At 53.0% G+C, this 15,126-nt stretch carries 17 protein-coding genes; 7 read left to right on the top strand and 10 right to left on the bottom strand.

All coding sequences use genetic code 11. From position 1 onward, the window contains the following. The first annotated feature begins 40 nt into the window (after positions 1-40). Positions 41-1,984, top strand: coding sequence for a 2',3'-cyclic-nucleotide 2'-phosphodiesterase (cpdB, locus tag OGY19_RS17425; RefSeq protein ID WP_286596894.1), 1,944 nt, complete (start codon positions 41-43; stop codon positions 1,982-1,984). Positions 1,985-2,026: 42 nt separating this feature from the next. Here the strand turns inward: cpdB and OGY19_RS17420 are convergent, their stop codons facing one another. Next, the gene (locus OGY19_RS17420; protein ID WP_005134463.1) at positions 2,027-2,407 is read right to left on the bottom strand and encodes a winged helix-turn-helix transcriptional regulator; all 381 of its coding nucleotides are present in this window, start codon (positions 2,405-2,407) and stop codon (positions 2,027-2,029) included. A 90-nt stretch (positions 2,408-2,497) separates the two neighbouring features. On the opposite strand from OGY19_RS17420, the gene OGY19_RS17415 reads away from it, so the two are divergent. The 3 genes from OGY19_RS17415 to OGY19_RS17405 all read left to right on the top strand — a co-directional run bounded on the left by OGY19_RS17415 (position 2,498) and on the right by OGY19_RS17405 (position 5,201). After that, positions 2,498-3,250 (top strand): SDR family oxidoreductase, encoded by a 753-nt coding sequence (locus tag OGY19_RS17415; RefSeq protein ID WP_286596893.1) that lies wholly within the window; start codon positions 2,498-2,500, stop codon positions 3,248-3,250. A gap of 81 nt (positions 3,251-3,331) precedes the next feature. After that, the gene (locus OGY19_RS17410) at positions 3,332-4,156 is read left to right on the top strand and encodes an AraC family transcriptional regulator (protein ID WP_048213486.1); all 825 of its coding nucleotides are present in this window, start codon (positions 3,332-3,334) and stop codon (positions 4,154-4,156) included. Positions 4,157-4,232: 76 nt separating this feature from the next. Then, a complete protein-coding gene (locus OGY19_RS17405; RefSeq protein WP_115601092.1) occupies positions 4,233-5,201 on the top strand; it encodes a DMT family transporter in 969 nt (322 codons plus the stop codon). A gap of 61 nt (positions 5,202-5,262) precedes the next feature. Here the strand turns inward: OGY19_RS17405 and OGY19_RS17400 are convergent, their stop codons facing one another. Continuing rightward, entirely contained in the window at positions 5,263-6,834 is a 1,572-nt protein-coding gene (locus tag OGY19_RS17400) for a methyl-accepting chemotaxis protein (RefSeq protein WP_115601093.1), read from the bottom strand. Between the two features lie 245 nt (positions 6,835-7,079). Between OGY19_RS17400 and ytfE the strand changes: the two genes are divergently transcribed. Beyond that, on the top strand, positions 7,080-7,742 hold the full coding sequence (gene ytfE, locus OGY19_RS17395) for an iron-sulfur cluster repair protein YtfE (RefSeq protein ID WP_115601094.1): 663 nt from the start codon (positions 7,080-7,082) through the stop codon (positions 7,740-7,742). 83 nt (positions 7,743-7,825) lie between these two features. On the opposite strand, the gene cycA is transcribed toward ytfE, so the two are convergent. Next, complete coding sequence (gene cycA, locus OGY19_RS17390; protein WP_048212871.1) at positions 7,826-9,235, bottom strand: D-serine/D-alanine/glycine transporter; 1,410 nt, start codon at positions 9,233-9,235, stop codon at positions 7,826-7,828. A 308-nt stretch (positions 9,236-9,543) separates the two neighbouring features. After that, positions 9,544-10,164, bottom strand: coding sequence for a BamJ family beta-barrel-assembly machinery protein (gene bamJ / locus OGY19_RS17385; RefSeq protein ID WP_048213487.1), 621 nt, complete (start codon positions 10,162-10,164; stop codon positions 9,544-9,546). A 218-nt stretch (positions 10,165-10,382) separates the two neighbouring features. Here bamJ and OGY19_RS17380 point away from each other — a divergent pair, with 218 nt between their 5' ends. Further along, on the top strand, positions 10,383-11,033 hold the full coding sequence (locus OGY19_RS17380) for a LysM-like peptidoglycan-binding domain-containing protein (RefSeq protein ID WP_048212872.1): 651 nt from the start codon (positions 10,383-10,385) through the stop codon (positions 11,031-11,033). Positions 11,034-11,091: 58 nt separating this feature from the next. On the opposite strand, the gene OGY19_RS17375 is transcribed toward OGY19_RS17380, so the two are convergent. The 6 genes from OGY19_RS17375 to OGY19_RS17345 all read right to left on the bottom strand — a co-directional run bounded on the left by OGY19_RS17375 (position 11,092) and on the right by OGY19_RS17345 (position 14,520). Next, positions 11,092-12,015 carry a DMT family transporter gene (locus OGY19_RS17375; RefSeq protein ID WP_115601095.1) on the bottom strand — a complete coding sequence of 308 codons (924 nt, stop codon included), beginning with the start codon at positions 12,013-12,015 and terminating at the stop codon, positions 11,092-11,094. A gap of 142 nt (positions 12,016-12,157) precedes the next feature. Next, positions 12,158-12,607, bottom strand: a complete 450-nt coding sequence (gene rplI, locus OGY19_RS17370; protein WP_003025676.1) for a 50S ribosomal protein L9 — start codon at positions 12,605-12,607, stop codon at positions 12,158-12,160. A gap of 41 nt (positions 12,608-12,648) precedes the next feature. Then, complete coding sequence (gene rpsR / locus OGY19_RS17365) at positions 12,649-12,876, bottom strand: 30S ribosomal protein S18 (protein ID WP_000135199.1); 228 nt, start codon at positions 12,874-12,876, stop codon at positions 12,649-12,651. 4 nt (positions 12,877-12,880) lie between these two features. Next, positions 12,881-13,195 (bottom strand): primosomal replication protein N, encoded by a 315-nt coding sequence (gene priB, locus OGY19_RS17360; protein ID WP_043018188.1) that lies wholly within the window; start codon positions 13,193-13,195, stop codon positions 12,881-12,883. 6 nt (positions 13,196-13,201) lie between these two features. After that, positions 13,202-13,597: a 30S ribosomal protein S6 gene (gene rpsF / locus OGY19_RS17355; RefSeq protein WP_003025672.1), complete on the bottom strand. Its 396-nt coding sequence runs from the start codon at positions 13,595-13,597 to the stop codon at positions 13,202-13,204. A gap of 158 nt (positions 13,598-13,755) precedes the next feature. Then, on the bottom strand, positions 13,756-14,520 hold the full coding sequence (locus tag OGY19_RS17345) for a TSUP family transporter (protein ID WP_061067108.1): 765 nt from the start codon (positions 14,518-14,520) through the stop codon (positions 13,756-13,758). 298 nt (positions 14,521-14,818) lie between these two features. On the opposite strand from OGY19_RS17345, the gene yjfY reads away from it, so the two are divergent. Then, a complete protein-coding gene (gene yjfY / locus OGY19_RS17340; protein ID WP_003025668.1) occupies positions 14,819-15,094 on the top strand; it encodes a DUF1471 family protein YjfY in 276 nt (91 codons plus the stop codon). Positions 15,095-15,126 lie beyond the last annotated feature (32 nt).

Below are 15,126 nucleotides of genomic sequence, written 5' to 3'. Positions count from 1 at the left end.
CATTTTCTTTTGTGGCTTAGATCTTAAAAGGATGCCCCTGATGATTAAGTTTAGTGCAACGCTTCTGGCTACGCTGATTGCAGCCAGTGTGAATGCCGCGACCGTCGATCTACGGATAATGGAAACCACTGATTTGCATAGCAATATGATGGATTTCGATTATTACAAAGATACGGCGACTGAAAAATTTGGCCTGGTGCGTACAGCGAGTCTTATCAACGCTGCGCGTGGTGAAGTCAAAAACAGCGTGCTGGTTGATAACGGCGATTTGATTCAGGGCAGTCCGCTCGGGGATTACATGGCGGCCAAGGGGCTGAAAGCGGGCGAAACTCACCCGGTCTATAAGGCGCTGAATACGCTGGATTACGCGGTGGGTAACCTCGGCAACCATGAATTCAACTACGGTCTTGAGTATCTGCACAACGCACTAGCCGGGGCGAAGTTCCCTTACGTTAATGCCAATATCATCGACGTTAAGACCAAAAAGCCGCTGTTTACGCCTTATCTGATCAAAGACACTGAGGTTGTCGACCAGCAAGGGAACCAGCAGACGCTGAAGATAGGCTATATCGGTTTTGTGCCGCCGCAGATCATGACCTGGGATAAAGCCAACCTCAGCGGTAAAGTGACGGTGAACGACATCACCGAAACCGCACGTAAATACGTGCCTGAGATGCGAGCCAAAGGCGCGGATGTGGTGGTGGTGGTAGCTCACTCCGGGCTTTCAGCCGACCCGTATCAGACAATGGCGGAGAACTCCGTTTACTACCTCAGTGAAGTCCCGGGCGTGGATGCCATTATGTTTGGTCACGCTCACGCCGTCTTCCCGGGTAAAGACTTTGCCAATATCAAAGGCGCAGATATCTCTAAAGGTACCCTGAACGGCGTTCCGGCGGTGATGCCTGGCATGTGGGGCGATCATCTGGGCGTGGTCGATCTGGTACTGAATAACGACAGCGGGAAATGGCAGGTCACCCAGGCGAAAGCCGAAGCACGCCCGATCTATGACGCCGCGGCGAAAAAATCACTGGCCGTTGAAGATAAGAAAATCGTTGAGATCCTGAAAGCCGATCACGATGCCACGCGCGAGTTCGTCAGCAAGCCAATCGGTAAATCCGCCGACAACATGTACAGCTACCTGGCGCTGGTGCAGGACGATCCGACTGTGCAGGTGGTGAATAATGCGCAGAAAGCCTATGTAGAGCACTTTATTCAGGGCGATCCGGATCTGGCGAAACTGCCGGTACTTTCCGCCGCCGCGCCGTTTAAGGTCGGCGGACGCAAGAACGATCCGGCAAGCTTTGTCGAAGTCGAAAAAGGTCAGCTCACCTTCCGTAACGCCGCCGATTTGTATCTCTATCCCAATACTCTGGTGGTGGTGAAAGCCAGCGGTAAAGAGGTGAAAGAGTGGCTGGAATGTTCCGCCGGGCAGTTCAATCAGATTGATATCCACAGCAGTAAACCACAGTCGTTGATTAACTGGGACGGCTTCCGTACCTATAATTTCGACGTGATTGATGGCGTGAATTATCAGATTGATGTTTCACAACCCGCCCGCTACGACGGGGAATGTCAGACCATTAATCCGAAAGCGGAACGTATTAAAAATCTGACCGTTAACGGCAAACCAATCGATCCGAATGTCACCTTCCTCGTCGCGACCAACAACTACCGCGCCTACGGCGGTAAGTTTGCCGGAACCGGCGACAGCCACATCGCGTTTGCTTCTCCGGATGAAAACCGCTCGGTGCTGGCCGCGTGGATTGGTGCGGAGACGAAGCGTGCCGGTGAAATACATCCGGCGGCAGATAACAACTGGCGTCTGGCGCCAATTCACAGCGATACGCCACTGGATATTCGCTTTGAAACATCGCCAACCGAGAAGGCCGCCGCGTTTATCAAAGAGAAAGGGCAATATCCGCTGAAAAAAGTCGCGACCGATGACATCGGTTTCGCCATTTATCAGTTGGATTTGAGTAAGTAACTTTAGTGCCGGATAAGGCGTTAGCCGCCATCCGGCAATACTTTACGCCGCCCGCTCTTCCCGCTGCGCCAACACCTGCGGCAAATTCAGTTCTATCCAGTCCGCCAGTGCGGCGACTTTATCGCTCACCTGCTCACCCAACGACGTCAGGCTATACTCCACATGCGGCGGTACGACCGGATACGATACCCGGTTGATAAACCCGTCCTGCTCCAGCGCTTGCAGAGATTGCGCCAGCATCTTTTCACTGACGCCGCCCATCTTACGACGCAAGTCGCTGAAACGGTGCGTACCGTCGCGCAGCGCAACCAGAATCAACACCCCCCAGCGGCTGGTGACGTGTTTTAACACCTCGCGGGAGGGGCACTGCTCGGCGAACAAGTTGCCATCGCGTAACTGCTGAGAAAGCGTTGGTGTGGCCATTTTCATACTTACCTTTTTGTACGTACTTACTAAAAGTTAGTTTAGGTGTTAGCGTGTTTAAACACAAGACCAATACCAAGGAATCACCCCATGATCGCGATTACCGGTGCCACCGGCCAACTGGGCCAACACGTTATTGAAACTCTGCTGAAAACTGTTCCTGCCAGCCAGATTGTGGCCATTGTGCGTAACCCTGCGAAAGCGACGGCGCTTAGCCAGCAGGGCATTACCGTTCGTCAGGCGGATTACAGCGATGAAACCGCCTTTACAGCTGCCCACGTGAAATTTATCGCCTACACCAGCCTGCTACATGCCGACTCTTCCCCACTGGGATTGGCTGATGAGCATATCGCAACCGAGAAGATGCTGGCTGAATCCGGTATCGCCTACGCGCTGCTGCGTAACGGCTGGTACACCGAAAACTATCTCGCCAGCGCCCCGGCCGCGCTGGAACACGGCGTCTTTATTGGCGCGGCAGGTGAAGGTAAAATCGCCTCGGCGACCCGCGCCGACTATGCCGCTGCCGCCGCGCGCGTCATCAGTGAAGACGGTCACGCCGGTAAAACCTATGAGCTGGCGGGCGACGCAGGCTGGACCCTGAGCCAGTTGGCTGCCGAACTGGCAAAACAGAGCGGTAAAAAAGTGGTGTATCAGAACCTGAGCGAAACTGACTTTGCCGCCGCACTGAAGGGCTTTGGTCTACCAGCCGGGCTGGCGGACATGCTGGCTGACTCAGACACTGGCGCCTCCAAAGGCGGCCTGTTCGACGACAGCCATACGCTAAGCAAACTGATTGGTCGCCCGACCACCTCGCTGGCTGACAGCGTCAAAGGCATCGTGTAAGTGTTAAAAATTAGTTAATTGTGGTGGCATCCCCGCGCATCCTCTCTGATAATGACAGGATGATGCGTGGGGAGAGAAAACGTGCAAGGTGTACCTGAGCAGTTTATTGATGAGAAAGACAGCGCCCGCTTTCGCCATCTGGCGCAGGTGCCGGGCGTAGAGCTGTATCATGCGCACATCTCACGTTACGCCTTTGAGCCGCACACTCATGAAGCGTTCGGCATTGGCGCGATAGAAGCCGGAGCCGAGCGTTTTCGCTATCGCGGCACGCAGTACGTGGCCCCCGCCCATTCCGTCGTAACCATGAATCCTGATGAGCTGCACACCGGCGAGGCCGAAACCGCCGACGGCTGGCGCTATCGGATGATTTATCTTGAGCCCGATCTTCTGGAAGAGGTCACCGGGATCCGCCACTGGTGGTTCCATGACGTTACCCGTCACGATCCGCTGCGCTCGCGCCAGATCTGCTCGTTGATCCACGGTCTGTGGAACACCGAAGATCCGTTGGCGCAAAAAGGACTATTGCTCGATCTGATCGACACGTTCCAACCGCTGGCCCGCCATGCGCCGGTATTACCGGAGGGGGCGCATCGCTTTGAACGCGTGCGCGAGTATCTGCACGATAATTACATGCACCCGGTCACGCTCGATGAACTGGCGCGGGTGGCATCGCTGAGTCCCTGGCATTTTCAGCGCCAGTTCAAATTGCATTTCCACGTCACGCCGCACCAGATGCTGATGGCGATCCGTCTGTGGCGAGCCAAAGGTTTTCTTACCTACGGTATGCCCGCCGCAGAGGTCGCCGCCGCAACCGGCCTCACCGACCAGTCGCATCTCACCCGCGCCTTTACCCATCGCTACGGCATTACGCCGGTACGTTATCAGAAACAAGTCGTCCGGCGTTGATCAGCAATCTCATACAATACGGCGGCATTTTTCCTGCCTACACTCGACCTTATGTTAAGCGATGTGGATGTCAAAAATGATTAGCGGTGTGTTGTATGCCCTGCTGGCCGGGCTGATGTGGGGATTAATTTTTGTTGGGCCGCTGATCGTTCCGGAATACCCGGCGGTGTTACAGTCGATGGGGCGTTATCTGGCGCTGGGGCTGATCGCATTGCCGATTGCCTGGCTGGGTCGCGGACGACTGCGTCAGTTGACGCGCAAAGACTGGGTAACCGCTCTGGCGTTAACCCTGATGGGCAATCTGATTTATTACGTTTGTCTGGCAAGCGCTATCCAGCGCACCGGCGCACCGGTCTCCACGATGATTATTGGTACATTGCCGGTGGTGATCCCGGTCTTCGCTAACCTGCTCTACAGCCAGCGTGACGGCAAATTATCATGGTGGCGTTTGTCGCCTGCGCTGGTGTTGATTGGTATAGGCCTGCTGTGCGTGAATATCTCAGAGCTGAGTCAAGGGCTGCCTGATTTTAGCGGCTGGCGGTATGGCTCTGGCATCGCACTGGCGCTGATTTCGGTGGTGTGTTGGGCGTGGTATGCGCTGCATAATGCCCGCTGGCTGCGCGAGAATCCGGATAAGCACCCGATGATGTGGGCGACGGCCCAGGCACTGGTGACGCTGCCTGTTTCTCTGCTCGGCTATGTTGCCGCCTGCCTGTGGCTAAACGGGCAAACGCCGGACTTCGCTCTGCCCTTCGGTCCGCGTCCAGGCGTGTTTATCGGCCTGATGATAGCCATTGCGGTCTTGTGTTCGTGGGTTGGCGCACTGTGCTGGAACGTCGCCAGCCAGAAGCTGCCGACGGTGATCCTCGGCCCGTTGATTGTCTTCGAAACGCTGGCTGGCCTGTTGTACACCTTTATTCTGCGCAAGGAATTTCCGCCGCTGCTGACGGTAAGCGGTATTGCGCTGCTGATAATAGGCGTGGTGATTGCGGTGCGGTCAAAACCGCAGAAACCGGCGGTAGTGCCGGTTTCGGGGGATGCCTGATGGCGCTGCGCTTATCAGGCCTACAAGGACTATACGATCTCATGTAGGCCGGATAAGGCGTTTACGCCGCCATCCGGCGCGACACTTTAAACACCGCCACCGTCTGGTTCAACCGCGCGGCCTGCTCTTCGAGCGCGGCGGCGGCGGAAGCGGACTCCTCCACCAGCGAGGCGTTTTGCTGCGTGACGCGATCCATCTCAGCCACCGCCTGGCCGACCTGATCGATACCCCGACTCTGTTCATCGGAGGCCGAGGCTATCTCGCCCATAATATCGGTCACGCGGGTCACGGCGCTGACGATTTCCGCCATCGTTTCACCCGCTTCATGCACCAGCGCTGTACCGGCATTAACCCGATTCCCCGAGTCATCAATCAGCGCCTTAATCTCTTTTGCCGCCTGAGCGCTACGCTGCGCCAGCGTGCGGACCTCACCGGCAACGACAGCAAAGCCGCGCCCCTGTTCGCCCGCGCGCGCCGCTTCTACCGCCGCGTTCAGCGCCAGAATATTGGTCTGGAAAGCTATGCCGTCGATAACAGTGGTAATTTGCGCAATTTTGCTGGAACTGGTGGCGATTTCATCCATCGTACGCACCACACCGTCGACCACGGCTCCACCTTTCTGCGCCGTCTGCGAGGCATTTTTTGCCAGACTGGTCGCCTGACGCGCGTTATCCGCATTCTGTTTCACGGTTGCGGTGAGTTGTTCCATGCTGGCAGCAGTTTCTTCCAGAGAAGCAGCCTGCTGCTCGGTACGTGAAGAGAGATCGTTACTGCCAGCGGCAATTTCACCCGCCCCGGTATAGATGGTGTCAGCCCCGTCACGCACCACGCTGACAGTGTTCGCCAGCGCCTGCTGCATCTCGCGGACGTTCTGGGCCAATAGCGCCATTTCGTTACGGCCATCAGCAGTAATAGTATGGGTCAGATCACCTGAAGCGATATGCCGAATATGCCCCATCACCTCGTGGAGTGGTTTCAGCAGGACACGCTGCATGGCAATCCAACTGACGATAATGACGGTCAACACAATCAACAGTATGGCGGATAACAACCAGATAATTTTCTGGTAGTCATTTTCGTTATCCCGAACGCCCTCATTTGCCAGCGTGGTTTGCGCGGCACGCCATTCCCGATAAACTTCCTGCATGGCCGTTTGCTTTTGCTCGGCGTTCTGTTTGAACATCTCTTCCAGCTTGCCTTCAGCCAGCAGCGCGTTCATTTTTGCCAGCGTCGCAGAATAGATGCCGTACTGTTCTTCCAGTCGATCGGCCAGATGCTCATCCAGCCCCGGCGTTTCCGGTAGAGCGTAGTATTTATCGTAATGCTCTTTCGATTCGGCCAACAGGCGATTTGCCGTGTTCACCAGTTCCTTCAACTGACCGCCGTTAATATCGCTGGCCATCGTGCCCTGTAAACGCAGCATGCCCCGGTTAAGCGTGACGCGAGCCTGGTTCAGGCTAATCCATGCATCGGTAAACTCCGCCACGTTCTGGCTGGAAAGTTGAGAAACGTTAAAGTTTTCCTTGTCGTTTTTAAGCGCGCCAATAAATACGCCTGCGGAAATGAGTTGCATCGCGCCCATGGCGAGTAACACGGTGATAAGTAAGGTTATCACTTTGATTCGTTTGAACATCTGTTGCCTTTTAATTATGCAGGTATTGTCTGAGGTCTAACTATCGGCAGCTGCGTCGGCTTATTTAATCTTGTGGCGTAGCTTTTTTCGCCGCTTTGTCCCTTTTCAATAAGATTCAGCATGTTAACGAGATAAGAAATTTTCGTGACAATCATCACAAAATCCTCTGACCCGAAAGGGTTATATCCTTCCTAATAAGTTGCATTTAAAATACATCTTATATTATTGAGAATGAGGTAACGGCTATGTCTTATCGCGATCAACCTTTAGGTGAACTGGCGCTCTCTATTCCTCGCGCTTCGGCCCTGTTTCGTAAATACGATATGGATTACTGCTGCGGCGGTAAGCAAACGCTGGCACGCGCTGCCGCACGTAAAGAGCTGGATGTGGAAGCTATCGAGGCGCAGCTCGCCCAGTTGGCTGAACAGCCGCTGGAAAAAGACTGGCGTACCGTGGCACTGGCAGAAATCATCGACCATATCATCGTGCGTTATCACGACAGACACCGCGAACAGCTGCCGGAGCTGATCCTGCAGGCCACGAAAGTTGAACGTGTTCATGCCGACAAGCCGAGCGTACCGCGTGGTCTGGCGAAGAACCTGACGATGCTGCATGAAGAGCTGTCCAGCCACATGATGAAAGAAGAGCAAATCCTGTTCCCAATGATCAAACAGGGCATGGGTAGCCAGGCGATGGGGCCAATCAGCGTGATGGAAAGCGAACATGACGATGCGGGTGAACTGGTGGAAGTGATCAAACACATCACCCACAACGTGACGCCGCCGCCAGAAGCCTGCACCACCTGGAAAGCCATGTATAACGGCATTAACGAAATGATCGATGACCTGATGGAACACATCAGCCTGGAAAACAATGTGTTGTTCCCGCGTGCCCTCGCAGGTGAATAAAAAAAGGCGCCCGAGAGCGCCTTCCTGAAGTCCGAATTCGGCCACTGCTTATGTGGCCTTTTTTGTGTCCGATATGACAACGCTTAACGCATACCCGCCATACGTTTCTTACCGATAAACAACCAGCCCAGACCCAGCGCGATGAACCACAGCGGCGTCACCATCAACGCCTGACGGGTATCTTCTTCCAGAGTCAGCAGCACCAGTACGAAGACAAAGAACGCCATACATACCCAGCACATTAGCTTGCCTAACGGCATCTTGTAGATCGATTTCTCATGCAGGTGTGGACGCTGTTTGCGGTACACCAGGTATGAGCAAAGAATGATGGTCCAGACAAACATAAACAGGATTGCCGACACGGTAGTGATCATGGTGAACGCGCCAATCACGCTCGGGTTCACATAAAGCATCACCACGCCACCCAGCAGACAGATACAGGAGAAGGTTAAACCTTTCGCCGGAACCGCGCGTTTAGACAGCTTGGCAAACGCTTTAGGCGCAACGCCTTCCTGTGCCAGGCCGAACAGCATACGGCTGGTAGAGAACACGCCGCTGTTTGCGGAAGAGGCCGCTGAAGTCAGCACCACAAAGTTAATCAGGCTCGCCGCCGCAGGCAGACCGACCAGCACAAACAGCTCAACGAATGGGCTCTTGGTTGGTACTACCGAGCTCCACGGCGTCACGGACATAATCACGATCAGCGCGAAAACGTAGAACATGATGATACGGATTGGAATCGAGTTAATAGCGCGCGGCAGAGACTTTTCCGGATCTTTAGTTTCTGCAGCCGTCGTACCTACCAGCTCAATACCAACAAACGCGAAAACTGCTATCTGGAAGCCAGCAAAGAAGCCGCTCAGACCTTTCGGGAACCAGCCACCGTCATTCCACAGATGCGTGAACGAAGCCTGAACGCCGGTTGGCGACTGGAAGTGCGTCAGTACCATCACCAGACCGACGACAATCAGGCCGACAATGGCGACGATTTTGATCATCGCAAACCAGAACTCCATCTCACCAAACATTTTCACCGTGGCGAGGTTAAGAGCCAGCAACAGAATGATCACCGCCAGTGATGCCACCCAGTCTGACAGTCCGGGGAACCAGAATTGCGCATACGCCGTAATCGCAACGACGTCTGCCATCCCTGTAACCACCCAGCAGAACCAATAGGTCCAGCCGGTAAAATACCCGGCCCATGGCCCGAGCAGGTCGGAGGCGAAATCACTAAAGGATTTGTATTCGAGATTCGAGAGCAGTAATTCTCCCATTGCCCGCATCACGAAAAACAGCATAAAACCGATGATCATATAGACAAAAATGATCGACGGCCCGGCGAGGCTGATGGTTTTCCCTGAGCCCATAAACAGGCCGGTACCAATAGCGCCACCAATGGCAATAAGTTGAATATGACGGTTTGTGAGATTGCGCCGTAGCGACTGTTCAGACGAAGCCTCTTCAACGGCGTCGACTTTTACCTGATCTACCATGTTTTTTCTTCCTGTACCTGTCTGTGTTGTTCAGGCTCTACGGCCTTTAGTGTGTCTATGATACGACGATCCTGTTGGCAGGACTCATCGATATTAGGTAAGAATCGGCGGGATGAATACTAAGATTTAGATATAATGTTAATTTTATGTTTAAAGTGAGTGTCATATCACTCTGATAGCGAGAATCAGTTCACAAAAATACACGCAATAACATCATTTGCAAGATAAAATATCGACATCGACGTAACTATAGCTTTTCACGCTATTTTGTTGCTCCCCCCAGCGTCGGGGGGAACAGAAGTTACTGCTTACAGGATTTCAAGCAGCTCAACTTCAAATACCAGTGTGCTGAACGGAGGAATGGATGCGCCAGCGCCACGCTCACCGTAAGCCAGTTCCTGAGGAATAGTCAGTTCCCATTTCGAACCTACCGGCATCAGGGTCAGTGCTTCAATCCAGCCAGGGATCACGCCGTTAACCGGGAATTCAGCCGGTTCGCCACGCGCAACAGAGCTGTCAAACACGGTACCGTCGATCAGTTTACCGGTATAATGCACGCGTACGTGGTCGGTACGTGCCGGGATAGAACCTTCGCCCTGAGTCAGAACACGGAACTGCAGACCGGATTCAGTGCTGTTCACACCCTCTTTCTCACGGTTTTCTTCCAGATATTTGACGCCATCAGCCGCCATAGCCTGGAAACGCTCGCGACGTACTGCATCAGCACGTTCGTGAATTTCACGCAGCGCACGGTGCACAACATCAACAGGCACTGCCGGGTGTTTACCTTCCAGCGCATCAGCGATACCCGCTACCAGCGCTTCAGGCAACAGCCCTTCCAGACCGGATTCGCTCAGCTGTTGTCCTACCTGCAAACCAATGCCGTAGCTTGCTTGCGCTTCGATAGTGTCAAAAGTCGGGTTAGCCATCATATTTCCTTTCATCGGATGTAAAGTAGCGGGCAGCATATCAGCCATGCCGCATCCGGTAAAACTTTGTCTCGGGAACAGATGACAAATCGCGAGGAAAAAGAAACAATGCTATTGCCCGCATCAATGTCACGAAAGCGGGTACCTGAACAAGTATCATAGAGTTAGCGATCTATACTCTATGACAGAGGAACGAGACGCGGAGCAGGAGGAAAGCCATGCCCGGGCGCTTTGAATTAAAACCAACCCTGGCGAAAATCTGGCATGCACCGGACAATTTTCGCATTATGGACCCGCTACCGCCTATGCACCGACGCGGCATTATTATTGCTGCTATCGTGCTGGTGATAGGTTTCCTGCTTCCTTCCAGTGACACTACTGATACCCCTGTGGTTACGCGTACTGCCCAGCTGGATTTACAGTCACAGTCGCAGCCGCCAACCGAGGCTCAGCTTCAGGCACAGTTAGTGGCCCCGCAAAACGATCCCGGCCAGGTGGCTCCCGTTGCGCCGGAACCCATCCAGGAAGGAGAACCAGACGCGCAGCCGCAGGCTCAGCAATCACAGCCTCAGACGCAGCCCTTTCAGCAGAATAGTGGTATTGAGCAGCAGTGGCGTACCTACCGCGTAGACTCAGGGAAAACGCTGGCGCAGGTCTTCCGGGACCATAACCTTCCGCCAACTGATGTGTACGCCATGGCGCAAGTGGAAGGTGCCGGGAAGCCGCTGAGCAATTTGAAAGACGGCCAGATGATCCAAATCAGGCAGAATGCTAACGGGGTGGTGACCGGGTTAACCATTGATAGCGGAAATGGTCAGCAGATATTGTTTACCCGCCAGCCCAACGGCAGCTTTATTCGCGCACGCTAAGACTGTCTCAGTCAGTAGGCCTGATGCGCGTAGCGCCATCAGGCCTCAAGGTGAAGCACTAACGCTTCACCTTATTCACCCACCAGATCCCCGAACAGACCAGCACCAGCGCCAGCGCATATTTCCATTCGAGAATGTTTTCGCCGAGGAATATCGCCGACAGCACCGCCCCCGAAACCGGGATCAGGAAGTTAAACGGCGCAATCATCCCCACGCGGTTGTACTTGAGCAAAATGCTCCACAAAGCGAAGGCCACCGATGAAAGCAACGTCAGGTAACCCAGAATAGCCACTGAAGCTAAGCCGTGTACGGTCAGCGTGCCACCAAAAGCATAACCGCCGATAACTAACGCCAGACCGCCCATCCCCAGTTGGTAGCCTGTCATGACCGTCGGGTCTAGCGTCTGAGAAATGCGTTTACCGTATAGCGTGGCGGCAGAAAGGATAAAGGCCGCTATCACCACTGAACCATCACCTAACAGGCTGAAGCTAAAATCCATTCCGCTGTTAAAGTTCACCACCATCACGCCGGTAAAACCCAGAATACAACCTAGTGCTTTGTTGTAGCTTAGTTTGTCGTTTTGATAGATAAAATGGGCCAACAGCACGCTAAAGAATGTCCCGGTCGCATTCATGATGGACCCTTTCACCCCCGTCGTGAACGCCAGGCCAATATAGAAGAAGATGTATTGCAGCGAGGTTTGCGTCAGCCCCAACAGCGTGAGTTGGCCGTACTGACGCAGGCTTAACCGGCCAATCGGTTTACGCTGCGCCATCGCCAACAGTAGCAGCAATAATCCCGCAAACAGGAAGCGATAGCCGGCAAAGACAATTTTTGACGGAATGTCATCCGTGGCAATCTGGAAGATCTCGTATCCGCTTTTTATCGCTGGATAAGCGCTCCCCCACAACAGACAACAGAAGGCTGCGCCCAGGTAGACAACATTTTTACGCGCGAACAGAGGTTGGTGCGTTGGTTCCATTCCATCACCACTTTGAAATAATGTTTTATTTTTATGATTATCCCGAAAAGGACAAAGAATAGCCAGAGCGAAAAACAGGAGGGTAGAAAAGCAAAACGCCGGCACAGGGCCGGCGCTTTTACGCGGTCATCAGAATAAAAACTTATTCTGCAACTACGTTTACAGTCAGCTTAGCAAACACTTCGCTGTGAACCTGGAAGCTCACTTCGTGCTCACCAGTGGTACGCAGAACGCCGTTCGGCAGACGAACTTCGCTCTTAGCAACTTCAACGCCAGCTGCAGTTACAGCGTCAGCGATGTCGCGAGTACCGATGGAACCGAACAGTTTACCTTCGTCGCCAGCTTTAGACGCGATGGTTACGGTTTCCAGTGCGTTGATTTTCTCAGCACGAGCTTCAGCAGCGGACAGAACGTCAGCCAGTTTGGCTTCCAGTTCAGCGCGACGCGCTTCGAAAAATTCAACGTTTTTCTTGGTAGCAGGAACAGCTTTACCCTGTGGTACCAGGAAGTTACGAGCATAGCCCGCTTTAACGTTAACCTGATCACCCAGGCTACCCAGGTTTGCTACTTTATCAAGCAGAATAACTTGCATTACCTTATCCTCTCAAAGTCGTATTAATGGACCGTGACCGATTACTGATGACGATCAGTGTACGGCAGCAGGGACAGGTAGCGAGCGCGTTTGATAGCGCGAGCCAGCTGACGCTGGTATTTTGCACGGGTACCGGTGATACGGCTTGGGACAATCTTACCGCTTTCGGTGATGTAGTTTTTCAGCGTAGCGATATCTTTATAGTCGATCTCTTGAACGCCTTCCGCGGTGAAACGGCAGAACTTGCGACGACGGAAATAACGTGCCATATGGCTAGTCTCCAGAATCTATCAATTCAATCTGCTCGGCATGCAGAACCATTTTGCTCAGGCCGTTCTTTGCCTTGTGGCAAGAGATGAACCCCTGAACGGTTACTGCGCTACCGACCGTTATACTGTGAGTAATGGCCTGGTTTTCGTGTCCGCTAATAATAACGGGCATTTGGCACCACGCCTGCCGGTGAAACCCGGCTTCCTCCTGCACAGAACGATGCTCAAGCACGAACTGGCAATGAGGAATTCCTGATGGACTGACCTTTCGAAGGGGAGCCCTGCACACGGTGCCGGACAGCGCCAGACGGTTGGCCATCAGAAATTACTCTTCAGAATCCCCAGCTTCAGCATCATCTGCGGTTTCGTTAGCGAAATCATCGCGACGTTCACGACGCTCGTCTTTCGCTTTAACCATCGGAGATGCTTCGGTAACAGCGTGTTTAGTACGCATAACCATGCTGCGGATAACGGCATCGTTGAAGCGGAAGGTAGTTTCCAGCTCATCGATCACTTCCTGCGGCGCTTCAACGTTCATCAGAACGTAGTGAGCTTTGTGCAGTTTGTTGATCGGGTAAGCCAGCTGACGGCGGCCCCAGTCTTCCAGACGGTGGATCGTGCCTTCTGCACCAGTGATGGCAGCAGTGTAGCGTTCGATCATACCCGGAACCTGTTCGCTCTGGTCAGGATGGACCATAAAAACGATTTCGTAATGACGCATCGAATTGCTCCTTACGGATTATTCAGCCTCCTGTCTGGGTCAGCCGAGGCCCATGGAGGCAAGGAACGTGTTAAAGGTCGGCTGAAAAATGACGCGTCATAATACTGGGGTCAGCAGGTAAACTCAAGGTGCTTGTACGATTATTTATCGTGTCGCCATTAATACATATCCAGCAGCATTTTGACGCTGATGCAAATGGAGACAATGACAATCATCGGCCGGATAACTTTCTTCCCGCGCGTCAGTACCACCGTCGCACCAAGACGTGCGCCAAGGGACTGACCGGCAAACATCACCAGCCCCAGCGACCAGATCATTTTACCACCGAAAATGAAGAACAGAATCGAGGCAATGTTCGACGCCAGGTTGATAAAATTCGAGTGAATTTGCGCCTTATCGATGCTGTATCCCCACAGCAGGATGTAGCAGAGCGTATAAAAGGAGCCGGCCCCGGCACCGAGAAAACCATCATAAAACCCAATACCTCCCCCGCAGATCAACGAGAAGAGAAACAGGGATACCTGCTGCTTCCTTTTCGGTTCGCTAAGATTAGGCGCAGAAATAAAGTAGATAGCGACCGCGATAATCAGGATCGGCAGCAGTTTCTTCAACACGTCCGGCTCAATAAACTGGATAAGCGTCGTGCCCAGCGCAGAACCGATAAAGGCAGATAAAAAGACATATTTGTGTTCCTGCACATTAATATGTCCCCGGCGTAAAAAGTAAATTCCGGAGGTCAGCGAACTGCCCAACGCCTGAATCTTATTGGTTGCCAGCGCGTTAGCCGGGGGTAAACCGGAAATCAATAATGCGCCAATAGAGAGAAAACCGCCGCCGCCCGACACCACATTAATAAAGCCTGCCACCAGCGCGACCATAAACATAATCACAAAGTAGCTGAAATCCATGAATGAAGTATCCATAAGTTTTTGCCTTATTATCATAAAGTTATATTAATTATCTGGCTCACTATAAACGGCGTACTCACCCGATTAAATTGACTATTTGGTAAGAGCTTATGCGCGTAAGGCAGGTATTTTTAACCGCAGCGGAAGGCATCAGCTGATTGTTAATTAAAGAAAAGATGGCTTTGCGGTAATTTTTTGAACAACTGCATCAGAAATGGTCGCTATCGACTGCGCCGGCAGCAGTTAAAATTAAATCAGAAGTTATCCACTCACAGGAGAGAGCTAACCAGAGACCGCAGTCGAGGAGGTACCTATGCGAGCCCGTGTTTTGACCCTTCTGGCTGTACTTTTGCTCAGTGCAAATGCAACGGCAGCCATCAAAATTGACAATCATCAGGCCAGGAATATGGATGATGTGCAGAGCTTAGGCGTTATTTACATAAATCATAACTTCGCCACTGAAAGTGAAGCCACTCAGGCCCTGAATGAAGAAACCGATGCGCAAGGCGCAACCTACTATCACGTGATCCTCACCAGGGAACCCGGTAGTAACGGAAATATGCACGCCAGTGCAGATATTTATCGCTAGCACCCAGAAATAACCAACGAGAACATTGCCAC

Source organism: Citrobacter sp. Cy070, from assembly GCF_030332245.1.
Classification (GTDB): Bacteria; Pseudomonadota; Gammaproteobacteria; order Enterobacterales; family Enterobacteriaceae; genus Citrobacter; species Citrobacter youngae.
This window is presented reverse-complemented; position numbering and strand designations above follow the sequence as displayed.